16 protein-coding genes and 1 tRNA gene are annotated in these 22,842 nt (G+C 62.5%); 7 read left to right on the forward strand and 10 right to left on the reverse strand.

The window, feature by feature from the left end; translation table 11 throughout:
- Nucleotides 1–211: 211 nt before the first annotated feature.
- From HHL24_RS17190 to HHL24_RS17200, 3 genes are all read right to left on the reverse strand, one after another.
- A complete protein-coding gene (locus HHL24_RS17190) occupies nucleotides 212–1,444 on the reverse strand; it encodes a tyrosine-type recombinase/integrase (protein ID WP_169486636.1) in 1,233 nt (410 codons plus the stop codon).
- 172 nt (nucleotides 1,445–1,616) lie between these two features.
- Nucleotides 1,617–1,691 (reverse strand) — tRNA-Arg (locus HHL24_RS17195).
- Between the two features lie 242 nt (nucleotides 1,692–1,933).
- Entirely contained in the window at nucleotides 1,934–2,125 is a 192-nt protein-coding gene (locus HHL24_RS17200) for a rubredoxin (protein ID WP_169486637.1), read from the reverse strand.
- Between the two features lie 325 nt (nucleotides 2,126–2,450).
- On the opposite strand from HHL24_RS17200, the gene HHL24_RS17205 reads away from it, so the two are divergent.
- The 5 genes from HHL24_RS17205 to HHL24_RS17225 all read left to right on the forward strand — a co-directional run bounded on the left by HHL24_RS17205 (nucleotide 2,451) and on the right by HHL24_RS17225 (nucleotide 10,592).
- Nucleotides 2,451–2,852, forward strand: coding sequence for a DUF4399 domain-containing protein (locus HHL24_RS17205; protein ID WP_169486638.1), 402 nt, complete (start codon nucleotides 2,451–2,453; stop codon nucleotides 2,850–2,852).
- Between the two features lie 237 nt (nucleotides 2,853–3,089).
- Complete coding sequence (locus HHL24_RS17210) at nucleotides 3,090–5,021, forward strand: ATP-binding cassette domain-containing protein (RefSeq protein ID WP_169486639.1); 1,932 nt, start codon at nucleotides 3,090–3,092, stop codon at nucleotides 5,019–5,021.
- A 448-nt stretch (nucleotides 5,022–5,469) separates the two neighbouring features.
- Complete coding sequence (locus tag HHL24_RS17215) at nucleotides 5,470–7,455, forward strand: DNA topoisomerase IV subunit B (RefSeq protein WP_169486640.1); 1,986 nt, start codon at nucleotides 5,470–5,472, stop codon at nucleotides 7,453–7,455.
- Between the two features lie 67 nt (nucleotides 7,456–7,522).
- Nucleotides 7,523–9,847, forward strand: a complete 2,325-nt coding sequence (gene parC, locus HHL24_RS17220) for a DNA topoisomerase IV subunit A (RefSeq protein WP_169486641.1) — start codon at nucleotides 7,523–7,525, stop codon at nucleotides 9,845–9,847.
- Between the two features lie 286 nt (nucleotides 9,848–10,133).
- Nucleotides 10,134–10,592, forward strand: a complete 459-nt coding sequence (locus HHL24_RS17225) for a CopD family protein (protein ID WP_169486642.1) — start codon at nucleotides 10,134–10,136, stop codon at nucleotides 10,590–10,592.
- A 127-nt stretch (nucleotides 10,593–10,719) separates the two neighbouring features.
- Here HHL24_RS17225 and HHL24_RS17230 read toward each other — a convergent pair whose 3' ends face one another.
- The 6 genes from HHL24_RS17230 to HHL24_RS17255 all read right to left on the reverse strand — a co-directional run bounded on the left by HHL24_RS17230 (nucleotide 10,720) and on the right by HHL24_RS17255 (nucleotide 18,591).
- A complete protein-coding gene (locus tag HHL24_RS17230; protein ID WP_169486643.1) occupies nucleotides 10,720–11,928 on the reverse strand; it encodes a chromate transporter in 1,209 nt (402 codons plus the stop codon).
- A gap of 254 nt (nucleotides 11,929–12,182) precedes the next feature.
- Nucleotides 12,183–14,549 carry a bifunctional diguanylate cyclase/phosphodiesterase gene (locus HHL24_RS17235; RefSeq protein ID WP_169486644.1) on the reverse strand — a complete coding sequence of 789 codons (2,367 nt, stop codon included), beginning with the start codon at nucleotides 14,547–14,549 and terminating at the stop codon, nucleotides 12,183–12,185.
- Between the two features lie 469 nt (nucleotides 14,550–15,018).
- Nucleotides 15,019–15,927 (reverse strand): PhzF family phenazine biosynthesis protein, encoded by a 909-nt coding sequence (locus tag HHL24_RS17240; RefSeq protein WP_169486645.1) that lies wholly within the window; start codon nucleotides 15,925–15,927, stop codon nucleotides 15,019–15,021.
- A gap of 181 nt (nucleotides 15,928–16,108) precedes the next feature.
- Entirely contained in the window at nucleotides 16,109–16,573 is a 465-nt protein-coding gene (locus tag HHL24_RS17245; RefSeq protein ID WP_169486646.1) for a RidA family protein, read from the reverse strand.
- Nucleotides 16,574–16,629: 56 nt separating this feature from the next.
- Entirely contained in the window at nucleotides 16,630–17,826 is a 1,197-nt protein-coding gene (locus tag HHL24_RS17250; RefSeq protein ID WP_169486647.1) for an aminotransferase-like domain-containing protein, read from the reverse strand.
- A gap of 75 nt (nucleotides 17,827–17,901) precedes the next feature.
- Entirely contained in the window at nucleotides 17,902–18,591 is a 690-nt protein-coding gene (locus tag HHL24_RS17255; protein ID WP_169486648.1) for a VOC family protein, read from the reverse strand.
- Between the two features lie 278 nt (nucleotides 18,592–18,869).
- Here HHL24_RS17255 and HHL24_RS17260 point away from each other — a divergent pair, with 278 nt between their 5' ends.
- Complete coding sequence (locus tag HHL24_RS17260) at nucleotides 18,870–20,324, forward strand: aminotransferase-like domain-containing protein (RefSeq protein ID WP_169486649.1); 1,455 nt, start codon at nucleotides 18,870–18,872, stop codon at nucleotides 20,322–20,324.
- 176 nt (nucleotides 20,325–20,500) lie between these two features.
- Nucleotides 20,501–22,399 carry a molecular chaperone HtpG gene (htpG, locus tag HHL24_RS17265; RefSeq protein WP_169486650.1) on the forward strand — a complete coding sequence of 633 codons (1,899 nt, stop codon included), beginning with the start codon at nucleotides 20,501–20,503 and terminating at the stop codon, nucleotides 22,397–22,399.
- Between the two features lie 158 nt (nucleotides 22,400–22,557).
- Here the strand turns inward: htpG and HHL24_RS17270 are convergent, their stop codons facing one another.
- Entirely contained in the window at nucleotides 22,558–22,827 is a 270-nt protein-coding gene (locus HHL24_RS17270; protein WP_120347728.1) for a hypothetical protein, read from the reverse strand.
- Between the last annotated feature and the right edge of the window lie 15 nt (nucleotides 22,828–22,842).

Here is a 22,842-nt window from a genome sequence, read left to right on the forward strand (position 1 = left end):
GGGCTCTCCCGCTGGAAGCAGATTGAACCATTTGTTGGCGTTTCTCGGGAGACTTGGCGCAAGTTGTGTCTCGAGGGGCGGGCACCGCGTCCGATTCGGTTGTCGCCGCGGTGCACAGTCTGGGACAACTGCGAACTCCTGAGATATCTTGCTGACCCGCTGAATTACCAACCTGCGTACCACGACATTCACCATGCGGCGGTGGGCAAAGCTATCGGTTAGGAACGCCTATGGGGATGATCGTCGCGCCGGCTTGGAGCGCATCCAGGTGGTCCGCCCAATGCTGCATCATCTTGCGGCGATCGGGCAGAAACTCTGCATGCACGTACGCAGCTGTGACCTGGTTGCGTTCAGCGTGCGCGAGCTGCCGATCGACAAGGTCGCGGCTGTAGCCGAGTTCGCGCAGCACCGTTGCCGCGAGCCCTCGAAAGCCGTGTCCCGTCATGCGCGACTTGTACCCCATGCGATACAAGGCGTAGAGCATCGTATTGTTCGAGATCGGCCGGCGTCCTTGGACGCTGTGGAACACGTGCTGCTCCGCGCCGTTCAGCTTGCGCAACTCCTCGAGCAGTTCAAGCGCCTGGCGTGACAGCGGCACAATGTGCGGATCGCGCATCTTCATTCGATCGGCTGGAATCCGCCATTCTGCGGCCTTCTCGTCGAACTCGGTCCACTCCGCCTGGATCATCTCGGTCGTGCGCACGAACGTGAGCGCCATGAAACGCAGCGCTAGGCGCGTCACCACGTCGCCCTGATAGTCCTTGATGTCGCGCATCAGCTGCGGAATCTCCATCGACTTCACACGCGCCATATGCTGCACCCCGGCATTCTTTTTGAGTACCGTCTCGGCGTCGATGTCACTGGCGGGGTTGCGCGAGCACCGCCCGGTCATGATTCCGTACTGGAAGACTGCGCGCGAACGCTGGAGCACGCGCTTGGCCGTTTCTCGGACACCGCGGGCCTCGACGGCGCGCAGGATTTCGAGCATTTGGGGCGCCTCGATGTCGGCAATCGGGTTGGTGCCGATCTTCGGGAAGACGTCGACTTCGAGCGAATTAATCACCTTGCCGGCGTAGACCTCTGTCCAACCGTCGCGTTGAGACTCGAACCACTCTCGCGCAACTCCTTCGAAAGAAGATGTGGCTTCCAGCGCGCGTAGCCGTTTTGTCTCCTTCTTCTGCGCGGACGGGTCAGTGCCGGCTGCCAACTGCTGCCGAGCGACAAGGCACGCCTTTCGCGCATCCGCGAGCGATACCTCCGGATAGACGCCAAACGCCGCCACTTTCTCCTTTCCGTCGACTCGGTACTTCATCCGCCAGTACCGGGACCCGTTGGGCATGACCTGGAGGTACAGGCCTTTACCGTCTGCGAGGCGATAGGGCTGCTCGGCCGGCTTCGCCTTTCGTACCTGCAACTCGGTCAGTGAGGCGATCTGCTTGGGCATGTGCGGTTTTGGGGGTATCGGTTTTGGGGGTATGTGGTGATAACCCCACCGATACCCCCAAAACATCTTGCTTGTATTGGGCAACCTTTGGCAATGATGGCAGCAAAAAGCCCCGCAGCGCAAGGCTTGGCGGGGCTTTCTAGGCAAACTTGGGAGGTGCTGGGAACTAAGATGGTCCCCCCGACAGGAATCGAACCTGTATCTAGCGCTTAGGAGGCACTTGTTCTATCCATTGAACTACGGGGAGAGGACCGAACCAAAATAATCGCTGCAATCCCGCCGACTAACAACCCCGGCAGGGACCAGGCGAGTCCAAATTCGCCAGCGAGCGCAGAGTATATCAAACACGCCCAGCCGCGAGGAGGGCTGCAAAGCCCGTCCCACAGAGCAAACGGCCCAGCGGGCATCACCCACTGGGCCGCGCGAACCGCCCGGCGCACTACCGCAGCACTACGTCAAGCAGCGCACCCCCGGTTCAATCGAGCTCACTCAGAATTCCACTACCGCAAACTCCGCCTTGCCCACATCGCACAGCGGGCAGCGCCAGTCGTCCGGAATCGCGGCGAAGCGCGTGCCCGGGGCGATACCTTCTTCGGGAAGGCCTTCTTCTTCGTTGTAGATCCAGCCGCAAATCAGGCAGACCCAGCTCTTATATTCAATCACTTCAATGACTTCGCTCACGACGTACTCTTCTTTGGTTCAATGCAATGATCCGCCAAGTCTGCCCCTTTTTTGGGCACGGCGGCGACCCGCAATATTACCGGAATTTGTCAATTGGGCCGCTAATTACCCATGCGGCATCGCCGCAAAGCGCCTGAGACATGTCCGGGCCCGCGTGACGGACCCGTCATACACAGCGTGTATGCTCTGATCCGCAGCTCATCTTTTGGACAGGCGCAGCGGGCGCCTGGCATGCCTTGCGACGATCGGCCTCAGGTAACCGGAGCCGCAATCGACGCCTGCATGGCCCGCGCATGACTCTTGTTTCCCAAAAAGGAGAAAAACGATGTTTAAAAACAAATGGTTGGCCGGTACGGTACTGGCCGGGTTGCTCGCTGTATCGGGCGCGGCGCAGGCCGCAAGCGTGTCTTTTGTGCAGCCGCCGGACGGCGCAACCGTCAGCAATCCGGTGCACGTCGTGTTTGGTGTCGACGGCATGACGATCGCGCCGGCCGGCACGATGACGGAAGGCACGGGCCATCATCACCTGCTGATCGACGGCAAGCCGCTTCCCAAGGGCGAAGTGATTCCCGCCAACGACAAATCGCTGCACTTCGGCAAGGGCCAGACCGAAACCGATCTGACACTGCCGCCGGGCGACCATACGCTGACGCTGCAATTCGGCGACGGCATGCATCGTTCGTATGGTCCGGAATTGAGCAAGACCATCACCGTGCACGTAAAGTAACGTGACGGGTGAGGCGGCTGGGCGTGCGCGAGCGCCGTCCGGCCGCGTTTTCCGTTTTGTATCCTGGCTTGCGCAGGGCTTGAACGCAGTCGGGTCCAGTCTGCCTCGGGCCTGAGTACGGTTCATCCCCGTTTTGCAAGCCGGCCATTTGGCCTATCTCTTCCGGCATACAGGCACCCGCCCGTGCGCCCGGTACAATGAGCAGTTCCGACTCATCGCTGTCTTCTCCAATTCTCCATGTCGCTTTACACCATTACCGGGGCCCAACTGGCGTTCGGTCACGTCGCGTTGCTCGATCACGCGGATTTCTCTCTCGAAGCGGGCGAACGCGTTGGGCTGATCGGCCGTAACGGCGCGGGCAAGTCGTCGCTGTTGAAGATCGTTGCCGATCTGACCAAGCCGGACGACGGCCTCGTCACGCGCCAGCAAGGTCTGACTTCGGTCTACGTGCCGCAAGAGCCGGAGTTCGATACGGACGACACGGTGTTCGAAGCGGTCGCCGCCGGCCTGACCCACGCCCGCGAGCTGCTGGATCAATACGACGCGGTCGCTAATCAGCTTGCCGACGAGCCGGAAGGCCCGGAGCACGACGCGTTGATGTCGCGCATGAACACGCTGCAATCGGCGCTGGACCATTCGGACGCCTGGAACTGGAGCACGCGCGTGGCCACCACGCTGCAGCAGATCGGTTTGAATGGCGAGGCGCGGGTCGGTTCGCTGTCGGGCGGGATGCAAAAGCGCGTGGCGCTGGCGCGCGCGCTGGTGGTGCAGCCGGACGTGTTGCTGCTCGACGAACCGACCAACCACCTGGACTTCGACGGCATCCGCTGGCTCGAGGAACTGCTGGTCTCGCTGCGCGCGGGCCTGCTTTTCATCACCCACGATCGCGCGTTTCTCGACCGTGTCGCCACGCGCATCGTCGAACTGGATCGCGGGCGTCTGCTGTCGTATCCGGGCAATTTCAGCGCCTACCAGACCAGGAAGGCGCAGCAGCTTGAGGTCGAGCAAGTCGAAGCGGCCAAGTTCGACAAGCTGCTCGCGCAGGAAGAAGTGTGGATTCGCAAGGGCGTGGAAGCGCGCCGTACGCGCAGCGTCGGCCGGATCGCGCGGCTCGTGCAGATGCGCAATGAGCGCGCCGAGCGCCGCAATGTGCAGGGCAACGTCAAGCTCGACGTCGGCCAGGGCGAGAAGTCCGGCAAGATCGTCGCGGAACTGACCGACGTCACCAAGCGCTACGGTTCGCGCACGGTGGTCGATAATTTCACGGCTACCGTGATGCGCGGCGACAAGATCGGCTTCGTCGGTCCGAACGGCGCGGGCAAGACCACACTGCTGAAGATGATCCTCGGTGAGTTGCCGCCGGACGAAGGCACGGTGCGTATCGGCACCAATCTGCAGGTCGCGTACTTCGACCAGATGCGCGCGCAGCTCGATCTGGACAAGAGTCTCGCCGATACGATCAGCCCGGGTAGCGAGTGGGTCGAAGTCAACGGCCAGAAGAAGCACGTGATGAGCTATCTTGGCGACTTCCTGTTCGCGCCGGAACGCGCGCGTTCGCCGGTCAAGTCGCTGTCGGGCGGCGAGCGCAATCGCCTGCTGCTGGCGCGTCTGTTCGCGCGGCCGGCCAACGTGCTGGTGCTCGATGAACCGACCAACGACCTCGACATTCCGACGCTCGAACTGCTCGAAGAACTGCTCACCGAGTACGACGGCACCGTGCTGCTGGTCAGCCACGATCGCGCGTTTCTGGATAACGTCGCGACCTCGGTGATCGCTTCGGAAGGCGCCGGCAAGTGGCGCGAGTACGTCGGCGGCTTTACCGACTGGCAGATTCAGCGCGACCGCTCGCAGCAGATGGCGCAGGAAGCGCAGAAGGAAGCCGCTAAAGAAGTGGCATCGAAAGACGGCAGCGCAAGCGGCGCGGGCCGCAATACGCAGCGCGCCGCCAAGCTGTCGTTCAAGGATCAGCGCGAACTCGAGGCGTTGCCGGCGAAAATTGCCGCGCTCGAAGCCGAGCAGAAAACCATCGGCGCTCAACTCGAAGACGGTTCGGTCTTCGCGAAAGACGCTCAGGAAGGCACGCGTCTGACTGAGCGCTACGCCGCGATCGACGAGGAACTGCTGATCGCGCTGGAACGCTGGGACGAGCTGGAAAACAAGCGCAAGTGATGCACGGGGGCGGCGCGATCCGAGGTTGCGCCGATCCCATGCGGCGGTCGGGTGCCGCAGCCAGGCAGAGGTCCCGTCACAGTTTTTTCACGGTCCCGCAGCGGTCTTGTCGCGGTCGCATAATTGGCCGAAGCTGTGCGCCGCCCCTTATCCAAACGGCCAATCCCGCACGTCGTGAATTGCCGCCTGTATCGAAATCAGTAAAATACCCCGCGAACAGGCTTCCCCCGGCGTTCGCACCGGGGCCGTTGCCGGGCTGCGGAGCCCGCATCGAGCCGCCGTCGAGCGCGCCCATGGGGAGTCAGGCGACAAAACAGCTTGCCCGCACTGCGGGCACCCCACCTAACCCCGTTGTTTCGTTTCGCTTTTTTTGAAAACTCAACGCATTGTCCACGGACCTGTCCACAGGTCCTGTGGACAACGATGAACCGACGCACCCGAGTCAACCATGTCTACGAAAAAGCCAAACGCCGCGTATAGCGAAGCGTCGATCAAGGTGTTGAAGGGCCTGGAGCCGGTCAAGCAACGGCCCGGGATGTACACCCGCACCGAAAATCCGCTGCACATCATTCAGGAAGTTATCGACAACGCGTCGGACGAGGCCCTCGGCGGTCACGGCCGGCAAATCACGGTCACGCTGCACGCGGACCATTCGGTCTCGGTCGAAGACGACGGCCGCGGCATTCCGTTCGGCCTGCATCCGGAAGAAGGCGTGCCGGTCGTCGAGATCGTTTTCACGCGCCTGCACGCGGGCGGCAAGTTCGATAAAGCCGCCGGCGGCGCGTACACGTTCTCGGGCGGCCTGCACGGCGTCGGCGTGTCGGTCACCAACGCGCTGTCCACGCGCCTCGACGTCACCGTGTGGCGCGACGGCAAAGTCGCCGAGTTGAGCTTTGCCAACGGCGACGTCGCGAAGCAGCTTGAAGTGCGCGCCGCGACCAAAGGCGACAAGAAGTCCGGTACGCGCGTTACCGCGTGGGCCAATCCGAAATACTTCGATTCGCCGAACTTGCCGCTCGGCGAACTGCAACGTCTGCTGCGTTCGAAAGCGGTGTTGTTGCCGGGTGTCGAAGTCACGCTGATCAACGAGAAAACCGGCGAAACGCAAACCTGGAAATACGAAGACGGTTTGCGCGGCTACCTGCTCGAAGGCATGAACGGCAGCGATCTGCTGATTCCGCTGTTCGAAGGCGAGCGCTATGTCGAAAATTCACGCGCCAGCGAAGAGACGTTTGCTGAAGGCGAAGGCGCCGCATGGGTCGTTGCATGGAGTGAAGAGGGTACGCTGATGCGCGAGTCGTACGTCAACCTGATTCCGACGCCTGCGGGCGGTACGCACGAATCCGGTTTGCGTGACGGTCTGTTCCAGGCGGTGAAGAGCTTTGTCGAGTTGCATAACCTGCAGCCGAAGGGTGTGAAATTGCTCGCCGAAGACGTGTTCGCGCGCGTGTCGTTCGTGTTGTCGGCAAAGGTGCTCGATCCGCAATTCCAAGGGCAGATCAAGGAGCGCCTGAATAGCCGTGATGCGGTGAAGCTGGTGTCGTCGTTCTCGCGGCCTGCTTTGGAGCTGTGGCTGAACCAGCACGTCGAGCACGGCAAGAAACTCGCCGACCTCGTCATCAAACAGGCGCAGGCACGTACGCGTGCCGGCCAGAAGGTCGAGAAGCGCAAGAGCTCGGGCGTCGCCGTGCTGCCGGGCAAGCTGACCGATTGCGAATCGACGGAAATCGGCCGCAACGAACTGTTCCTCGTCGAGGGCGATTCGGCGGGTGGCTCGGCGAAAATGGGTCGCGACAAGGAATACCAGGCAATCCTGCCGCTGCGCGGCAAGGTGTTGAACACGTGGGAAACCGAGCGCGACCGCCTGTTTGCCAACAACGAAGTGCATGACATCTCGGTGGCGATCGGCGTCGATCCGCATAGCCCCGACGACAAGGTGGATCTGTCGAATCTGCGCTACGGCAAGATCTGCATTCTGTCGGATGCTGACGTCGACGGTTCGCACATCCAGGTGCTGCTGCTCACGCTGTTCTTCAAGCATTTCCCGCAGCTGATCGAACGTGGGCATGTGTGTGTGGCGCGTCCGCCGCTGTTCCGGGTCGATGCGCCCGCGCGCGGCAAGAAGCCGGCGCAGAAGCTCTATGCGCTCGACGAAGGCGAGCTCGAAGCGATTCTCGACAAGCTGCGCAAAGACGGCGTCCGCGATACGCAATGGTCCATCAGCCGCTTCAAAGGCTTGGGCGAAATGAGCGCCGAGCAGCTGTGGGACACCACGATGAACCCCGACACGCGGCGCCTGACGCCGGTGGCGCTCGGCGAACTCGACTATGACGCCACAGTGGCGCGCATGACGATGCTGATGGGCAAGGGCGAAGCGGCGTCGCGGCGCAGCTGGCTGGAAGAAAAAGGCAACGAAGTGGAAGCGGATATCTGAGCGAGCGTTCTTAACGACGCTCTGCCTTCGCACGAAACTTCACGCCAAACACGGATACGGAATCTAGATGGACGACGATAACACTCTCGACCTTTTCACCGAGCCGCCGCCCCCGGAAGGCGACTTCCTGACGCTCGGCAACTATGCGGAACGCCAGTACCTCGACTACGCGGTGAGCGTGGTCAAGGGCCGCGCGCTGCCTGACGTATGCGACGGCCAGAAGCCGGTGCAGCGCCGCATCCTGTTCGCCATGAACGACATGGGCCTCGGCGACAACGCCAAGCCCGTCAAGTCGGCGCGCGTGGTCGGCGACGTGCTGGGTAAGTACCACCCGCACGGCGACCAGTCGGCGTACGACGCATTGGTGCGTCTTGCGCAAGATTTTTCGATGCGCTATCCGCTGATCGACGGCCAGGGTAACTTCGGTTCGCGCGACGGCGACGGCGCAGCGGCGATGCGGTACACCGAAGCGCGCCTGACGCCGATCGCGAAGCTGCTGCTCGATGAGATCGACCAGGGCACGGTCGATTTCATGAAGAACTACGACGGCGAGTTTGAAGAGCCGAAGCTGTTGCCCGCGCGCTTGCCGTTCGTGTTGCTGAACGGGGCATCCGGCATTGCAGTGGGGCTGGCCACGGAAATCCCGTCGCACAATCTGCGCGAAGTCGCAGCGGCTGCGGTGGCGATGATCCGTAATCCGAAGATCGAGCACGCCGAGTTGATGCAACACATCGCCGGGCCGGACTTTCCGGGCGGCGGCCAGATCATTTCGAGCGACGCCGAGATCTCCGCAGCCTACGAAAGCGGCCGCGGCAGCCTGAAAGTGCGCGCTCGCTGGAAGATCGAAGAGCTCGCGCGCGGCCAGTGGCAACTCGTAATCACCGAACTGCCGCCGAATACGGCCGCGCAGAAGGTGCTCGAAGAAATCGAAGAGCAGACCAACCCGAAGATCAAGCTCGGCAAGAAGACGCTCACGCCCGAACAGTTGCAGACCAAGCAGACCATGCTCGCGCTGCTCGACGCCGTGCGCGACGAGTCGGGCAGGGACGCGCCGGTGCGTCTCGTGTTCGAGCCGAAGTCGAGCCGCATCGATCAAACCGAGTTCGTCAATTCGCTGCTCGCCCATACGAGCCTCGAATCGAACGCGTCGCTCAATATGGTGATGGTGGGCGGCGATGGCCGGCCGCGTCAGAAGGGCTTGAGCGAAATCATCCACGAGTGGATCGCGTTCCGCTTCGCGACGGTCACGCGCCGCACGCGTCATAGGTTGAGCAAGGTCGACGACCGGATTCATATCCTCGAAGGCCGGATGATCGTCTTTTTGAATATCGACGAAGTCATCCGCATCATCCGCGAATCGGACGAACCGAAGGTCGCACTGATGGCCGCGTTCGGGCTTTCCGATCGTCAGACCGAAGACATTCTCGAAATCCGCTTGCGTCAGTTGGCGCGGCTCGAGAAGATCAAGATCGAGAAGGAACTGTCCGAGCTGCGCGACGAGAAGGCCAAGCTCGAAGAACTGCTCGGCAGCGAATCGGCGATGAAGCGTCTGCTCATCAAGGAAATCGAAGGCGACGCGAAGCAATACGGCGACGAGCGCCGCACGCTGATCCAGCAGGAAAAGCGCGCCACATTCGAAGCGCGCGTGGTCGACGAGCCGGTTACGGTGGTGGTGTCGCAAAAGGGCTGGGTCCGCGCGCTGAAGGGTCACGGCCTGGATGTGGCCGGCTTCACGTTCAAGGCCGGCGACGGACTCTACGCAGCGTTCCAGTGCCGCACGCCGGATACGCTGGTTGCGTGGGGCAGCAATGGCCGTGTCTATTCGGTGGCGGTTGCCTTGCTGCCGGGTGGGCGGGGCGATGGCGTGCCGGTCACGTCGCTGATCGAACTCGAATCGGGTAGCCACCTGATGCATTACTACGCGGCTTCCGCGGATCAGGCATTGCTGCTCGCATCGAGCAACGGCTTCGGCTTTATCGCCAAGGTCGGCGACATGGTGAGCCGCGTGAAGGCCGGCAAATCATTTATGACGATCGACGCGGGTGCCGCGCCGCTCGCGCCGATGCCGATGCTGCCGGATGCGACGCACATCGCGTGTCTGTCTTCAGGTGGGCGCCTGCTGGTGTTCGGCCTGGACGAGATGAAAACGCTCTCGGGCGGTGGACGCGGCGTCACGCTAATGGCGCTCGACGACAACGAAACGCTGCTGCAGGCACTGTCCATCAACAAAGCGGGCGTGGTGTTGATCGGCACGCGTCGCGGTGGACGTGTCGACGAAGAGAAGCTGAGCGGCGCCGCACTCACGCCGCAGATTGGCAAGCGGGCGCGCAAGGGGCGCGCGCCTGAGAGCAAGATGAAGCTCGACGGTATGCGTCCGGTGCTCGCCGCGTAACTGTAGTAGAAGTAGATGGAAGTAGGGTACGGCCAGGCATGAACGCGGCGTGTGCTTCGAAGCGCGAGCAGCAACATCGCGCTTTGAAGCGCACGCCGCGCGTAGCAAAAATACGGGGTGCAGCGCCGTCGCGGTATCGGGCGCGCTGCAATAACAACTACAAAGAATGTGAAGACGCTGCCAGCACACGGAACTGCACGCATAGCGCGCGGTCGAATGCGCTCAATAGCCGCTACTAATATCATTCGTCATAAGCGGTGTGGCGTCGTCGGGAGAGGAAAACAACATGAACAAAGCTATCGAACTCGCACTCTTTTTGCATCTGCTCGCGGTCGCGGTGTGGGTGGGTGGGATGGTGTTCGCACATTTCTGTCTGCGTCCGGCCATTGCCGATCTTTCGCCGCAACTGCGCTTGCCTTTGTGGGAATCGGTGTTCGGCCGCTTCTTCAACTGGGTCGCCGCAGCCGTGCTGGTGATTCTCCTCACCGGTGGCTTTCTGCTGATGCAATTCGGCGGCGGTCACGCCACGTGGCCGTTGCACGCCATGGCCGGTCTCGGCATCGTGATGATGCTGATCTTCGGGCACATCCGCTTCGCTGTGTTCCCGCGCATTCGCCGCGCGGTGCAGGCGCAGAAGTGGCCGGACGGCGCGCAGGCGGTCGGCACGATCCGGCGTCTGGTGCTGGTGAATATCGTGCTGGGCGTAGTGACGATCGGTGTGGCTGTGCTGTCGCGCGGGTTCTGAAACCCGGCTTTTTACGGTCGACCTCGGCGCGTGCTGTGAAGTATGGCTTTACGGCGTGGCCGTGACTGGTGGCTCCGAAGCTCCGAGCGCGTATGAAGGCCCGCTATCAGGCGCGTGCCACTATCGCCTACGGCGTGGCGCCGAAGGCAAGCCACAACCCACACACGATCGCCACGGTCCCGTACACCGCATATACCGGCACCTTGAGCTTCGCGAAGCACATGCCGGAGAACAGCGCCGTCACCAGATACACCGGTTTGAACGGCACATGCCCCGCGATACGCAGCACGGCCACCGCCAGGAACGCGGTGGTGACCGCGCGCAAGATACGCATGCCGTGCTCGAAACGCGGATTGGCCTTCAACTGATGCAGATGCCGCTGCGCCAGCACGACGAGGCAGCCCGACGGCACAAAGAGCGCAAGCGTAGCAATCAGCGCGCCTGCCCAACCATCGACCAGATAGCCGAAGAACGGCACTACATTCAACAGCGGTCCGGGCGATAGCGGGGATAGCGAAAACGCCAAGGTGAAGTCGTTATCCGACACACCGATCGCCGGCGTGACGAACAGCGTCTTGAGTACCGGCAACGCCGAGAAACCGCCACCAAATAACGTCATGCCCGCACCGGCCAGCCGCGGCCATAGCAGCGCCAGTTCATAGCGATGCGGCAACGGCAGTGCGAATATCACCAGCAGCACGCACAGTGCGGCCAGCATGTGCCAGTCGCCGCGCCCGAGCGACACCACGATGCGCGTATTACGGACTGGACTGACCAGCCAGCCGGTGCCGAAAGCCGCGCTGAGCATCCCCACGTAGGCCGCGGGGCTGTGCGCATAGAAGAGCGCCACACACCCGAACACCGCCGCGGTCCATTCGAGCTTGCCGCGCACCAGTGCGCGTGTCTGTTTGTACCAGGTGATCGCGATCAGCGTGGCCAGCACCATGCTGAAATGATTGAGCAAAGTTTGAGAGGCAGCGGCGCGCACGAGCGGCGTGCGATAGAAGATCGCGAACAGCGTCATCAGCGTGAAAAAGGGCAGCACGCTTGCGACGCCCGCCACCCAGGCGCCGGCACGTCCACGCAGCGCGTGCCCCAGTTGCACGGCGACGTTGCAGCCCACCGGTCCTGGCACCATCCATGCGAGCGCGATCAGATCGGAAAAGGCCACGCGCGAGAGCCGTCCCTCGCGTTCCACGTAGTGATTTTCAAGTTGCGCCATCAGCGCGAGGCCGCCCCACGACAGCGCCGACAGGCCGAACACGACCCGGAACAGCGTCCGTAGCGGCTCCCGTTTCCCTCGTCTGGCGGCTTCCTGGCTCGTGATCGTCTGCATGGCGCCGCGGGCCCCCGCACGCGCGCGGCCCACCCTTTGAGATCATCATTATGTGTGTTGGCGCGGCCGATGACCGGCGTCGCACCGTAACGCAGTACAGCGTGAATGTAGCTGGTTTTGTAATGCAGCGGTTGGATAAGCGGGCGGCTCGCCGGTTATAGGCTGTATGCGGCTCACTGGTGTGTCGCAAGCGCCAGCGCCGAACTACCTACGCCGGGCCGTCAGCCGTCAGCCGCCAGGCGTGCAGGTCGCGCTCAGCTATTGGTGCTTGTGCTCGTGCTGGACACGCTGCTGGTGCTATCGATGTCACGCGCGGGCTGCCGCCCCTTCATGCCACACACGCCGAAGCGTTCGAGCAGTGCCGGAATCGCGTCGACCGGCACCGGACGCGAGAACAGGAAACCCTGCGCCTCAATATGGCCAAGCGCGGCGAGCCACGCAATCTGCTCTTCGGTCTCGGTGCCTTCGACCACCACCGTGAGCCCGAGCGAACGCGCCAGGTTGACGATCGCGGTGACCATCACGCACACGCTGCGGTCGCCGGGAATCGCCTGGACGAACGAACGGTCCACCTTCAGCGTGTCGACCGAGAAGCGGTTCAGGTAGGACAGCGAGGAATAGCCTGTGCCGAAGTCGTCGAGCGCGATGCGCACGCCGAGGCGCTTCAACGCGAAGATCTTCTCCGACACGAGTTCCGGATATTCCATCATCGCCGTCTCGGTGATTTCGAGTTCCAACCGGCGCGCGGAGATGCCGCTTTCCTCGATTGCGTGTGAGATGGTTTCGTACAGATCGCCGCGCCAGAACTGCACCGCGGAGATGTTCACCGCGAGCGACAGCGTGTCGTAGCCCTGTTGCTGCCACAACGCCAATTGACGGCAGGCGGTTTCAATCACGAAGTCGCCGATCGGCACGATCAGGCCGGTCGACTCGGCGACCGGAATGAATTCGTTGGCCGGAATCAGACCGTGTTGCGGGTGGTTCCAGCGCACCAGCGCTTCGAAACCGGTGATGCAGCGGCGCGTCAGATCGATCTTCGGCTGATAGGCGAGAAACAGTTGGCCTTCGGCGAGCGCGACGCGCAACTGCTGTTCCCACTTCATCAAATGGTCCGCACGGTGCGACAAATGCGGCGAATAGAACTGGTAGCAGTTCTTGCCCGCGTCCTTCGCGCTGTACATCGCCAGGTCGGCTTTTTTCAGCAGGTCGATTTCACTCTCGTTGGCGACCGAGTAGAGCGCGATGCCGATGCTTGCATGCAGTACGAACGAACTGCCGCGCACTTCGAAAGGCTTGGCGAATGCTTCGGCCGCCGCTTCGGCGAGTGTGACCGCGCGCTTTTCTACGTCGTCGCCCTTGATCACCACGACGAACTCGTCGCCGCCGATGCGGCTCAACGCGCCGCCGTCGCCAACCGCGCCGGCGAGGCGCGAGGCCGTCATTTGCAACACGATGTCGCCGGCGTTGTGGCCAAGCGTGTCATTAACGGTCTTGAAGTTGTCGAGGTCGATGAAGAGAATCGCGAGGCGCCCGAGATTGGAAGGCTGCGCCACGTCGTGCCGTAGCGTTTGCAGCGTCGCATAGCGATTGCGCAAACCGGTCAGCAGATCGTACTCGACCAGATGCGTCATCTCGCGCTCGCGCCCGAGCAGCTTGCCGATCAAACCGGTGGCCACCGCGAAGAAGCTCAACATCGCGAGCGAGATGAAGCCGGCCATCAGCAGATAGACGTTGCGCGTGTGGTTGTAGTCGGCGAATTCCTCGGCTTGCGACAGGCCCACCAGCACGCCGAGCGGATAGCCGTCGATATGCCGGTACGAGACGATACGCGTGACGTTGTCGATCGAATCGACGTAGGTGCCCGACACATGCTCCGAGGTCGGATATGAGCCGCTCGCCGAGAATGAGCCGTTGGCACTGTCGGCGCTGCCCGTGCGGCGCGCCAATACGGTGCCGTTGTCCGAGATCACTGCGATCACGCCTTCGCGGCCAATGGCCGCGTTGTTGTAGAAGTCGCTAGTGAAATAGCTTGGGTCTTCGGAGACCACCACGACCCCTGCGAAGGAGCCGTCGGGATGATTCAGACGCCGCGTCATCTGCAAGGTCCAGTGGCCGGATATGCGGCCGAGTACCGGCTTGCTGATATACAACTGGTCGTCGTTTTCGTGTTCGTGGACCTTGAAGTGTTCGCGGTCCGACAGGTCGATGTGCTTGGGATTGAGTTCGGCCGTGTTGGCGATCAGCGTGCCGTGCTCGTCGATCAGCGACACCTGCACCAGCGTCTCGCTTTGCACCACGCCTTTTTCGACTGTGCTGGCGAGATCGAAATGATTCGGCGTTTTCTCGAACTCGTATTTAACGAAGCGGGTAATCTGGTCGACCTGGTGAATCGCCTTGACCGTGTGCTGCTCCAGCGCCGCGGAGAGAATCGCGGCAGAGGCCGTCGCTTCACGATTCGTGGCTTCTTTCTCAACCGACAGACGCGCGAAGATCACGGTCCAAAGCAGGATCAGCACCAGCACGCCGAGCGCGGGGATGGCGAGCAAGGCACGGCGGCGCGACACGGCCGGATCGCGGCGGGGTTTGGTTTCGCGCTGGTCGGAGAAGCGGAACTGGCTCATCGGGTGGCCCGTTCCCTGGTGCCGGCCAATTGCAACTGCGCGAGCGTCGACTGCGCTAATTTCATGGGTGGCTGCATGGTGACCAAGGTGCCGGTACTGCTGCGCAGGGGAAGAGAGCGTGGCGTCGTGCCTGACCATCCGCAGGTAATCGGGTACGTTTCGATATTACTTAATGCCACTGGATTAAGGAAGGGTCCGCGCATCGGGTATACGCGGGCGCGACAGACCGCCCCAGCCGGACGAATTCGCAGCCGGCGCGGCCAGCCTTGGGGCCGCAGCCTGGCAGTCGTTTTCGAATATTTCATCGGGCTCCGGAATTCAGGTGTGCCAGGCCTCTCGTCATGCATGACGCATTAATCGTGCAGGCGGTGCGGCGTTTTGTGCTTAAGCGTGGCCGGAAGCGGCGAGACACGGTCGACGTTCAGCGGCAGGACAGCGGTCGCGAGGCTGCAATCGCGAGCCGCGCCGGTCATGGCAACCGGAACGTGCCGTCGACGATCGTTACCGACGGCCCACCGATCCACGTCTTGCCGGCTGCGTCGTCGTAGTGCACCGAAACGTTGCCGGCGCGGCCCAGTACGGTGCCTTGGCGGGCCGTGTAGTGTGAGCCCGGGCGCAACTGCTGGGCGCTCAGGAGGCCCGCGACCGCGGCGTTCGCGCTGCCCGTTACCGGATCTTCGCCGACGCCGAAGCCGCCGCCTGTCATCAGGCAGCGCACCTCGAAAGTGGCCGGCCCGTCAGCGTCGTGCGGTCCGTAGACGGCTAGGCCATGAGTGTCCATCGCATGCACGATGTCGGCGAGCGCAGCGGCATCAGGTTCGAGTGCGAGGCAGTCGCGCGCTGAATTGACGCGCACCACGAGCCATGGCGCACCATTGTCGACCGCGCAGGGCGTTGCACTGAAATCGATCGCATCGCTACGCAAAGCCGTAGTCAGTGCCGCGTACTGATCTTGGGGAAGCGCCGTGACGCGCGCGGGCGGCGCGGCGAAAGCCCATCCGCCTTGCGTCTGGCCGGCCGATCCAGATTCAGTTAGCGCTTGCAAGTCGACGAGACCCACGCCGCATTGCTGTACCAGCTTGCCGGCCTGCTTCGGTCGATACCCACTTTCGAGCAACGCATGCGCGGTGCCGAGTGTCGGATGACCGGCGAACGGCAATTCGCCATGCGTCGTGAAAATACGCACGCGATAGTCGGCGGCCGGGTCGGTCGGCTTCAGCAGGAAGGTGGTTTCGGACAGATTGGTCCAGTGCGCGATCGCTTGCATCTGATCCGTATCGAGCGCATCGGCGTCGAACACGACCGCAAGGGGATTGCCTTTGAACGGCACCGACGTGAACACGTCGACCTGTTTAAAACGAACGGTGTTGGCGGGCATCGGGCGCAATCCGGAGAATCCAGCAAATGGGTAGGATTCGCGGATTCTATCTGGTGCCAAAGGAACGATCTACCTCGCCGCAAAAGCAAAACGCGCCGCAGGTGACAGACACCTCGCGACGCGTTCAGTAAGTTCAGGACGATCCGCTGGGCGAACCAGCAGCCGAACCTGTTGGCATGTGTTATTCGACTTCGGCGATCATCTCGATCTCGACGCATGCGCCGAGCGGAATCTGCGCGACGCCGAACGCCGAGCGTGCATGCTTGCCGCGCTCGGCGAACACGTCCGCGACCAGTTCGGACGCGCCGTTGGTGACCAGATGCTGCTCCGTGAACTCCAGCGTCGAGTTGACGAGGCTCATCAGTTTAACGATGCGCGTGACGCGGTTCAGATCGCCCACATGCGCGTGCAGCGTGGCGAGCAGGTCGATCGCGATCGAGCGTGCGGCGGCCTTGCCTTCTTCGGTGGTGAGCGTGGCGCCGAGCTTGCCGGTCCACACCTTGCCGTCCTTCTTGGCGATGTGACCGGACAGGTACACCGTGTTGCCGCTTTGCGCGCTCATCACATAGGCGGCTGCGGGAGCGCCTGCGCTCGGCAATTCGATGCCCAGTTCCTTAAGCTTGTCGTACACATTCGTTTGAGCCATGGTGTGTCCTTGGTCAGTAGTGGAATTCGGTAACCCGGCGGGGCCGCCGGGGTCGCTTAGACCTTCGCGCGGATCAGCGCCGCGAGACGCGATACGCCTTCGTCGATCTTGGCCGGCGGCACCGTCACGAACGACAGGCGCAGCGTGTTGTGCTGGGCTTCGCTCGCGAAGAACGGACCGCCTGGCACGAATGCGACGTTCTGCGCGACAGCTTCTTCGAGCAGCTTCATGCTGTCGATCTGTGCGGGCAGATTGACCCACACGAACATGCCGCCTTCCGGACGGTTCCAGCTTACGCCTTCGGGCATGTAGCGTTCGAGCGAGGCGAGCATTGCCGCGCATTGGTCGCGATACAGCTCGCGAATGGTCGGCACGTGCGTGTCGAGGAAGCCATCTTTGATCACTTCGTACACGATGCGTTGCGTGAAGCTCGGCGTGTGCAGATCGGTGGCTTGCTTGGCCTGCACGAGCTTGAAGATCAACTCTTCGGGCGCAATGATGTAGCCGACCCGCAGGCCCGGCGCCAGCACTTTCGAGAACGAGCCGAGATGGACGATGTGATCCGGCGCCATCGACAGCATGGTGGGCAGCGGCTCACCGGCGTAGTCGAGCGCGCCGTAGGGATCGTCTTCGATCACCGGGAACGGTGCGGTCTTCGCAAACGCGGCCAATGCACGGCGGCGCTCGACCGGCAGGCGGCGGCCCGTTGGATTCTGGAAGTTCGGTTGCGCGTACAAGAGGCGTGCGCCGGCCGTCAGTTCGGGCGTCAGCGCCTCGGGAATCAGGCCTTGCTCGTCGGTCGGCACCTGCACGTAGCGTGGTTCGTACATCGAGAACGATTGCAGCGCGCCGAGGTAGGTCGGCGTTTCGACCAGCACGGGGCTGTCCGGGCACACCAGCACTTTGCCGAGCAGGTCGAGCGCTTGTTGCGAGCCGGTCGTGATCAGCACCTGCGAAGGGCGAATCTGCGCGCCGTTCACCGAATAGCGTTGGGCAATCCATTCGCGCAGCGGCAGGTAGCCTTCAGTCGCGCTGTATTGCAAAGCCGCGGCGGGCGCGTCGCGCAGAATGCGGTCGGATGCTTCGCGCATGCGTTCGGCCGGGAAAGTCGCCGGCGAGGGCAGGCCGCCCGCGAACGAAATGACTTCGGGCCGTTCCGTGACCTTCAGGATCTCGCGGATCGCCGAGCTCGTGAGCTTGCGCGCGCGTTCGGACAGTTGCCACGTGGGGGCTTTCAAGTCGCTTTGGTCCATGGTCTCCTCTGCTGGTATCTCTGGAACCGGTCAAAACTGCAATTATCGCGCGAGTTGGCGACCCGCGCGCGCTGCTTATTTAAGGGTCCGTAGACCCTCGGGTGTTTCAAATTCGGCGATGAGCGCCGCTGCGCCTTCTGTGGCCTCGAGTGCGATCAGGTGCGCCGCGCCCAGCCAGTGCAATTGCGCAGCAATCACGTCGGCTTGCGGATGTGCTGCTTTCAAAGCTTTCAGTGCAATGTCTGTTTCCGGCAATACCGCCGACGGATGCCGCGGCGTGTCCCACTGGATCAGCGACGGCAACACGCCGTCGCCGGCGCCTTGCCACGCGGGGAACGCGCCGTCGTCAGGCACCGACAGCCCCCAGCTGAAATCGCCACGCGTCATCGGCACGATCGGTGCAAGGCGCTGCGGGTACTGCGTCTGCCACGCCGCGAGCCGCTTCGGGCGGTCGACTCGCGCGACCCAGTGCGACAGGTACGGCCCTTTCTCGAGCCGCGCTTGCGTCGCCGGGTCGTCGAGCGCGAACAGGCGAGCACGGGGCGCGGCACCCTTCGTGGGTTCCGCGGCCTGCGGGTCGACCGCGATTACCTCCAGATACACGCCGCCCCACAGGTTCAACAGGCGATTGTGCGTGCGCATCAGCGGATGCGTGCCGCCGCCGGCCGGTGCGACGCCGAGCGTGTCGGCAACGTACTGCGTGCCCTCGTCGAGGGTACGGGCGGAAATCACGAGGTGATCGAGACGGAGCGAATGGGCAGTCATGGCGGATCAGGAAAACGGTTTCTGCGGTAAGCCGGAACGCGCGCCGGATGCGGCAGCAGCGTTGCCGGGGTCGTAAGCATAACCGTTTGCCGGGTCGGCGGGGCAGGCGGATGGCGTTTGGGCTGGTCTTGTCCGGTGCCGCTCGCGTGCAATGCATGCCGCCCGAGCCGCTTCATCATCCGTTGCTTATCTCAAATGTAGCCTTGAATGTAGCGGCGGCGACCGGCACAGTAACGGTACAATCGATTCAATACTCTACGGTACAGTTGGAGCCCGTTATGTCCGTCCCGCTTGCCCAGATTCCTACCCCGCACGATACGGCCTCGCTGACGCTGGTCGAGCAGCTCGTCCAGTGGGCGCGCCGCCGCATCGAGGAGCGCGTGTTCCGTCCCGGCATGCGCATGCCGTCGATCCGCAAGCTGGCGCAGGACAAGGGCGTGTCGCGCTTCACCGTGGTCGAGGCGTACGAGCGCTTGGTGGCGCAGGGCTATCTGGAGTCGCGGCGCGGTTCCGGTTTCTATGTGCGTGAACGATTGGGCGGTGCGCCGACGGCTGAGATCCACACGATCGCCGCAGCGGCGCCCGCGCCGGCCACGATCGACGTCGTCTGGCTGCTGCGCAATATGCTGCATACGGGCGCGCGCCCCGAGCGCAGCCCGGGTCTGGGCTACCTGCCGGGGCGCTGGCTCGACGGCGATCTGATCACCAACGCGCTGCGCACGCTCGGCCGGCAAAGCGGCGCGCAGATGCTCGGCATCGGCACGCCGCAGGGCTTTTTGCCGCTGCGCCAGCAATTGCAGACGCGGCTGGAGGAGCTGGAAATCGGCGCTTCGCCGGATCAGATCGTGATGGTCTCCGGCATTACCCAGGCAATTGACCTGATTTCGCGGATTTACGTGAAGCCAGGCGATGCGGTGATCGTCGGCGATCCCGCCTGGTTTCAGATGTTCGGGCGCTTCGCGTCGCAGGGCGCGCGGTTGGTTGGCATGCCGTACACGCCGGATGGGCCGGACCTCGACGCGCTCGAGTCGATCGTGCAGACGTGGCGGCCGAAAATGCTGGTGATCAATTCGGTGCTGCAGAATCCCACCGGCACGTCACTCACGGCCGCGCAGGCGTTCCGCATTCTGCGTCTCGCCGAGGCCTACGACTTCATCGTCGTCGAAGATGATATTTACGGCGATCTGTGCCCGCCGAGCAATCCCGGCACGCGGCTCGCGAGCCTCGACCAGTTGAAGCGGGTGATTTACCTCGGCAGCTTTTCGAAGACGCTCGCGCCCAATCTGCGCGTGGGTTTTATCGCCTGCGCGCCGGAGGTGGCCACGGCCGTCAGCGATCAGAAAATGCTGGTCGGCATGACGAGCCCCGAACTGAACGAGCGCGTGCTCTACAAGATTCTCACCGAGGGCCACTATCGCCGGCATGTCGAGCGGCTACGCGCGCGGCTCGACGGCGTGCGCGAAAAATCCGTGCGGATGCTCGAGAAGACCGGCATGAAACTGTTCCTGACGCCCACGGCAGGCATGTTTCTGTGGGCCGACACCGGCGTCGATGCGAGCGCGCTGGCGGCCGCCGGCCACGAAGACGGCTTTCTGTTGACGCCCGGGAGCCTGTTTTCTCCGCAACAGTCGCCGACCACGTGGATGCGCTTCAATATCGCCAACTGCGGCGATCCTGAGTTGTCGACGTTCCTGTGCCGCTATCTGGACAGTGTTGTGCGGCGCGCCTCTTGAAAGCGTGCCGGCTTGCCCCAATTTAGGCGGACAACCCAGCTGCACGGCGTCCGGCGTCCGGCGCCGGCGATCCAGTCCGCTGGCGTGCAAAAAAGCGCCGACCGCGGCTGAAGCAGCCAGCGGCCCAGCGTCGCACCTGACTAGAACCCCATTCGTAACAGAGAGGAAGTCCGACCATGGCACAAGAAACCATGAGCTTTCAGGCAGAAGTTAAACAACTTCTGCACCTGATGATCCATTCGCTGTACAGCAACAAGGAAATCTTTCTGCGCGAGCTGATTTCGAACGCGTCCGACGCGGCCGACAAGCTGCGCTTCGAAGCGATCGAAAACAGCGCGCTGTACGAAAACGATCCGAATCTGCGGATTCGCGTCTCGTACGACAAGGCCGCGCGCACCATCACGCTCGACGACAACGGCATCGGCATGAGCCGTGACGAAGCGATCGCCAACCTCGGCACGATCGCGCGCTCGGGCACCAAGGAATTCTTCGGCAAGCTCTCCGGCGACCAGCAGAAAGATGCGGCGCTGATCGGCCAGTTCGGCGTGGGCTTCTACTCGGGCTTCATCGTCGCGGACAAGATCACGGTCGAAACACGCCGCGCCGGCTTGCCGGCCTCGGAAGGCGTGCGCTGGGAAAGCGCGGGCGAGGGCGATTTCGCGGTGGAGCAGATCGAACGTGCCGCGCGCGGCACGACCATCACGCTGCATCTGCGTGCCGATGAAGACGAACTGCTGTCGTCGCATCGTCTGAAGTCGATCATCCAGAAGTACTCGGATCACGTCGCGCTGCCGATCCTGATGGCGAAGGAAGAGTGGGACGCCGAAAAGAGCGAGATGGTCACGAAGGACGAGGACGAGACCGTCAACCAGGCGAGCGCGCTGTGGACCCGTTCGAAGAACGACATCACCGAAGAACAGTACAAGCAGTTCTACCAGCACCTCTCGCACGATCATCAGGATCCGCTGACGTGGACGCATAACCGCGTCGAAGGCCGCAGCGAATACACGCAACTGCTGTACGTGCCGACGCATGCGCCGTTTGATATGTTCAACCGCGATCATCGCGGCGGCCTGAAGCTGTACGTCAAGCGCGTGTTTATCATGGACGACGCCGAGCAACTCCTGCCGGCGTATCTGCGTTTCGTGAAGGGCGTAGTCGATTCGGCTGATTTGCCGTTGAACGTGTCGCGCGAAATCCTGCAGGAAAGCCGCGATGTGAAGGCGATCCGCGAAGGCGTGACCAAGCGTTCGCTGTCGATGCTCGAAGAATTGGCCAACTCCGAGAACGACGCGGATAAGGAAAAATACGCTGGCTTCTGGAAGGAATTCGGTCAGGTGCTGAAGGAAGGCATCGGCGAAGACTTCGCCAATCGCGAGCGTATTGCGAAGCTGGTGCGTTTTGCATCGACCCATACGGAATCGCCGGAGCAGACCGTGTCGCTCGCCGACTACGTCGCGCGGATGAAGCCCGAGCAAACGAAGATCTATTACGTGACTGCCGACACCTGGCAGGCCGCGACCCACAGCCCGCATCTTGAAGTGTTCCGCAAGAAGGGCGTGGAAGTGCTGCTGCTGACCGATCGCGTCGATGAATGGATGCTGTCGTTCCTGAACGAATTCGACGGCAAGCCGCTGCAAAGCGTCGCGCGTGGCGATCTCGATCTGGGCGCGCTGAATGACGAAGAAAAGCAGGCGCAGGAGAAGGTCGGCGAAGAGTTCAAGCCGCTCGTCGATAAGATGAAAGAAGCGCTGAAGGACAAGGCCAAGGACGTGCGCTTGACGTTCCGCCTGACCGATTCGCCGTCCTGCCTCGTGGCGGACGACGGCGAAATGAGCGGCTATCTGCAGCGCATGCTGAAGGCCGCCGGCCAGGACGCGCCGTCGTTCCACCCGATTCTCGAAGTGAATCCGGAGCATGCGCTGGTGAAGGGCTTGCATGCAGACAGCGCGAATTTCGACGACTGGTGCCATCTGCTGTTCGATCAGGCGCTGCTTGCCGAAGGTGGCGCGCTGGAAGATCCTGCTAGCTTTGTGAAGCGTACCAACGCGTTGTTGTTGGCGCGTGCGGGTTGAGTTTTCGAGTTTAAATTGAGCTTGGACCGGCGTCGCTTTGACGCTTGTGTTTGAAAAATGCGCTGCTTCGGCAGCGCATTTTTTTTATCCTATTGCCTCACCGCCGAACTGTCCGGCGGAGCGTTTGCGCAGGTACTTGGCTGCGCCGCGGCAAGGTTTTAGTGTGCGGGCGCTTGCCCATGCAAATGACGCACTTGCGAAAGCACGGAGCCGGCCAGTTCCTTGGCCTCGATGCAGGAATGATGGTCGGCCAGTACTTTCGCCGCGAGACTGCCGATCGCCGTGCTTGTCTGTTTAGACGTGTGGTGCTGCGCGAGCGCAGAACCGGCAAGTTCCTTTTCCTGATACAAGGCGCCCGGGCGCCGCAAAACGACCGCGGCCAGATGAGCGATGCGGTCGGAAGTTTCTTTTGAGTTCGTCGTATTCAAGCCTTTACTCCTGTG

The organism is Paraburkholderia polaris (assembly GCF_012927345.1).
In the GTDB taxonomy this organism is placed as follows: domain Bacteria; phylum Pseudomonadota; class Gammaproteobacteria; order Burkholderiales; family Burkholderiaceae; genus Paraburkholderia; species Paraburkholderia polaris.

Coding starts and splice junctions, on each gene's coding strand:
- HHL24_RS17190 (WP_169486636.1), bottom strand. CDS start 1,444: ATGCCCAAGCAGATCGCCTCACTGACCGAGTTGCAGGTACGAAAGGCG.
- HHL24_RS17205 (WP_169486638.1), top strand. CDS start 2,451: ATGTTTAAAAACAAATGGTTGGCCGGTACGGTACTGGCCGGGTTGCTC.
- HHL24_RS17210 (WP_169486639.1), top strand. CDS start 3,090: ATGTCGCTTTACACCATTACCGGGGCCCAACTGGCGTTCGGTCACGTC.
- HHL24_RS17215 (WP_169486640.1), top strand. CDS start 5,470: ATGTCTACGAAAAAGCCAAACGCCGCGTATAGCGAAGCGTCGATCAAG.
- parC (WP_169486641.1), top strand. CDS start 7,523: ATGGACGACGATAACACTCTCGACCTTTTCACCGAGCCGCCGCCCCCG.
- HHL24_RS17225 (WP_169486642.1), top strand. CDS start 10,134: ATGAACAAAGCTATCGAACTCGCACTCTTTTTGCATCTGCTCGCGGTC.
- HHL24_RS17230 (WP_169486643.1), bottom strand. CDS start 11,928: ATGCAGACGATCACGAGCCAGGAAGCCGCCAGACGAGGGAAACGGGAG.
- HHL24_RS17235 (WP_169486644.1), bottom strand. CDS start 14,549: ATGAGCCAGTTCCGCTTCTCCGACCAGCGCGAAACCAAACCCCGCCGC.
- HHL24_RS17240 (WP_169486645.1), bottom strand. CDS start 15,927: ATGCCCGCCAACACCGTTCGTTTTAAACAGGTCGACGTGTTCACGTCG.
- HHL24_RS17245 (WP_169486646.1), bottom strand. CDS start 16,573: ATGGCTCAAACGAATGTGTACGACAAGCTTAAGGAACTGGGCATCGAA.
- HHL24_RS17250 (WP_169486647.1), bottom strand. CDS start 17,826: ATGGACCAAAGCGACTTGAAAGCCCCCACGTGGCAACTGTCCGAACGC.
- HHL24_RS17255 (WP_169486648.1), bottom strand. CDS start 18,591: ATGACTGCCCATTCGCTCCGTCTCGATCACCTCGTGATTTCCGCCCGT.
- HHL24_RS17260 (WP_169486649.1), top strand. CDS start 18,870: ATGTCCGTCCCGCTTGCCCAGATTCCTACCCCGCACGATACGGCCTCG.
- htpG (WP_169486650.1), top strand. CDS start 20,501: ATGGCACAAGAAACCATGAGCTTTCAGGCAGAAGTTAAACAACTTCTG.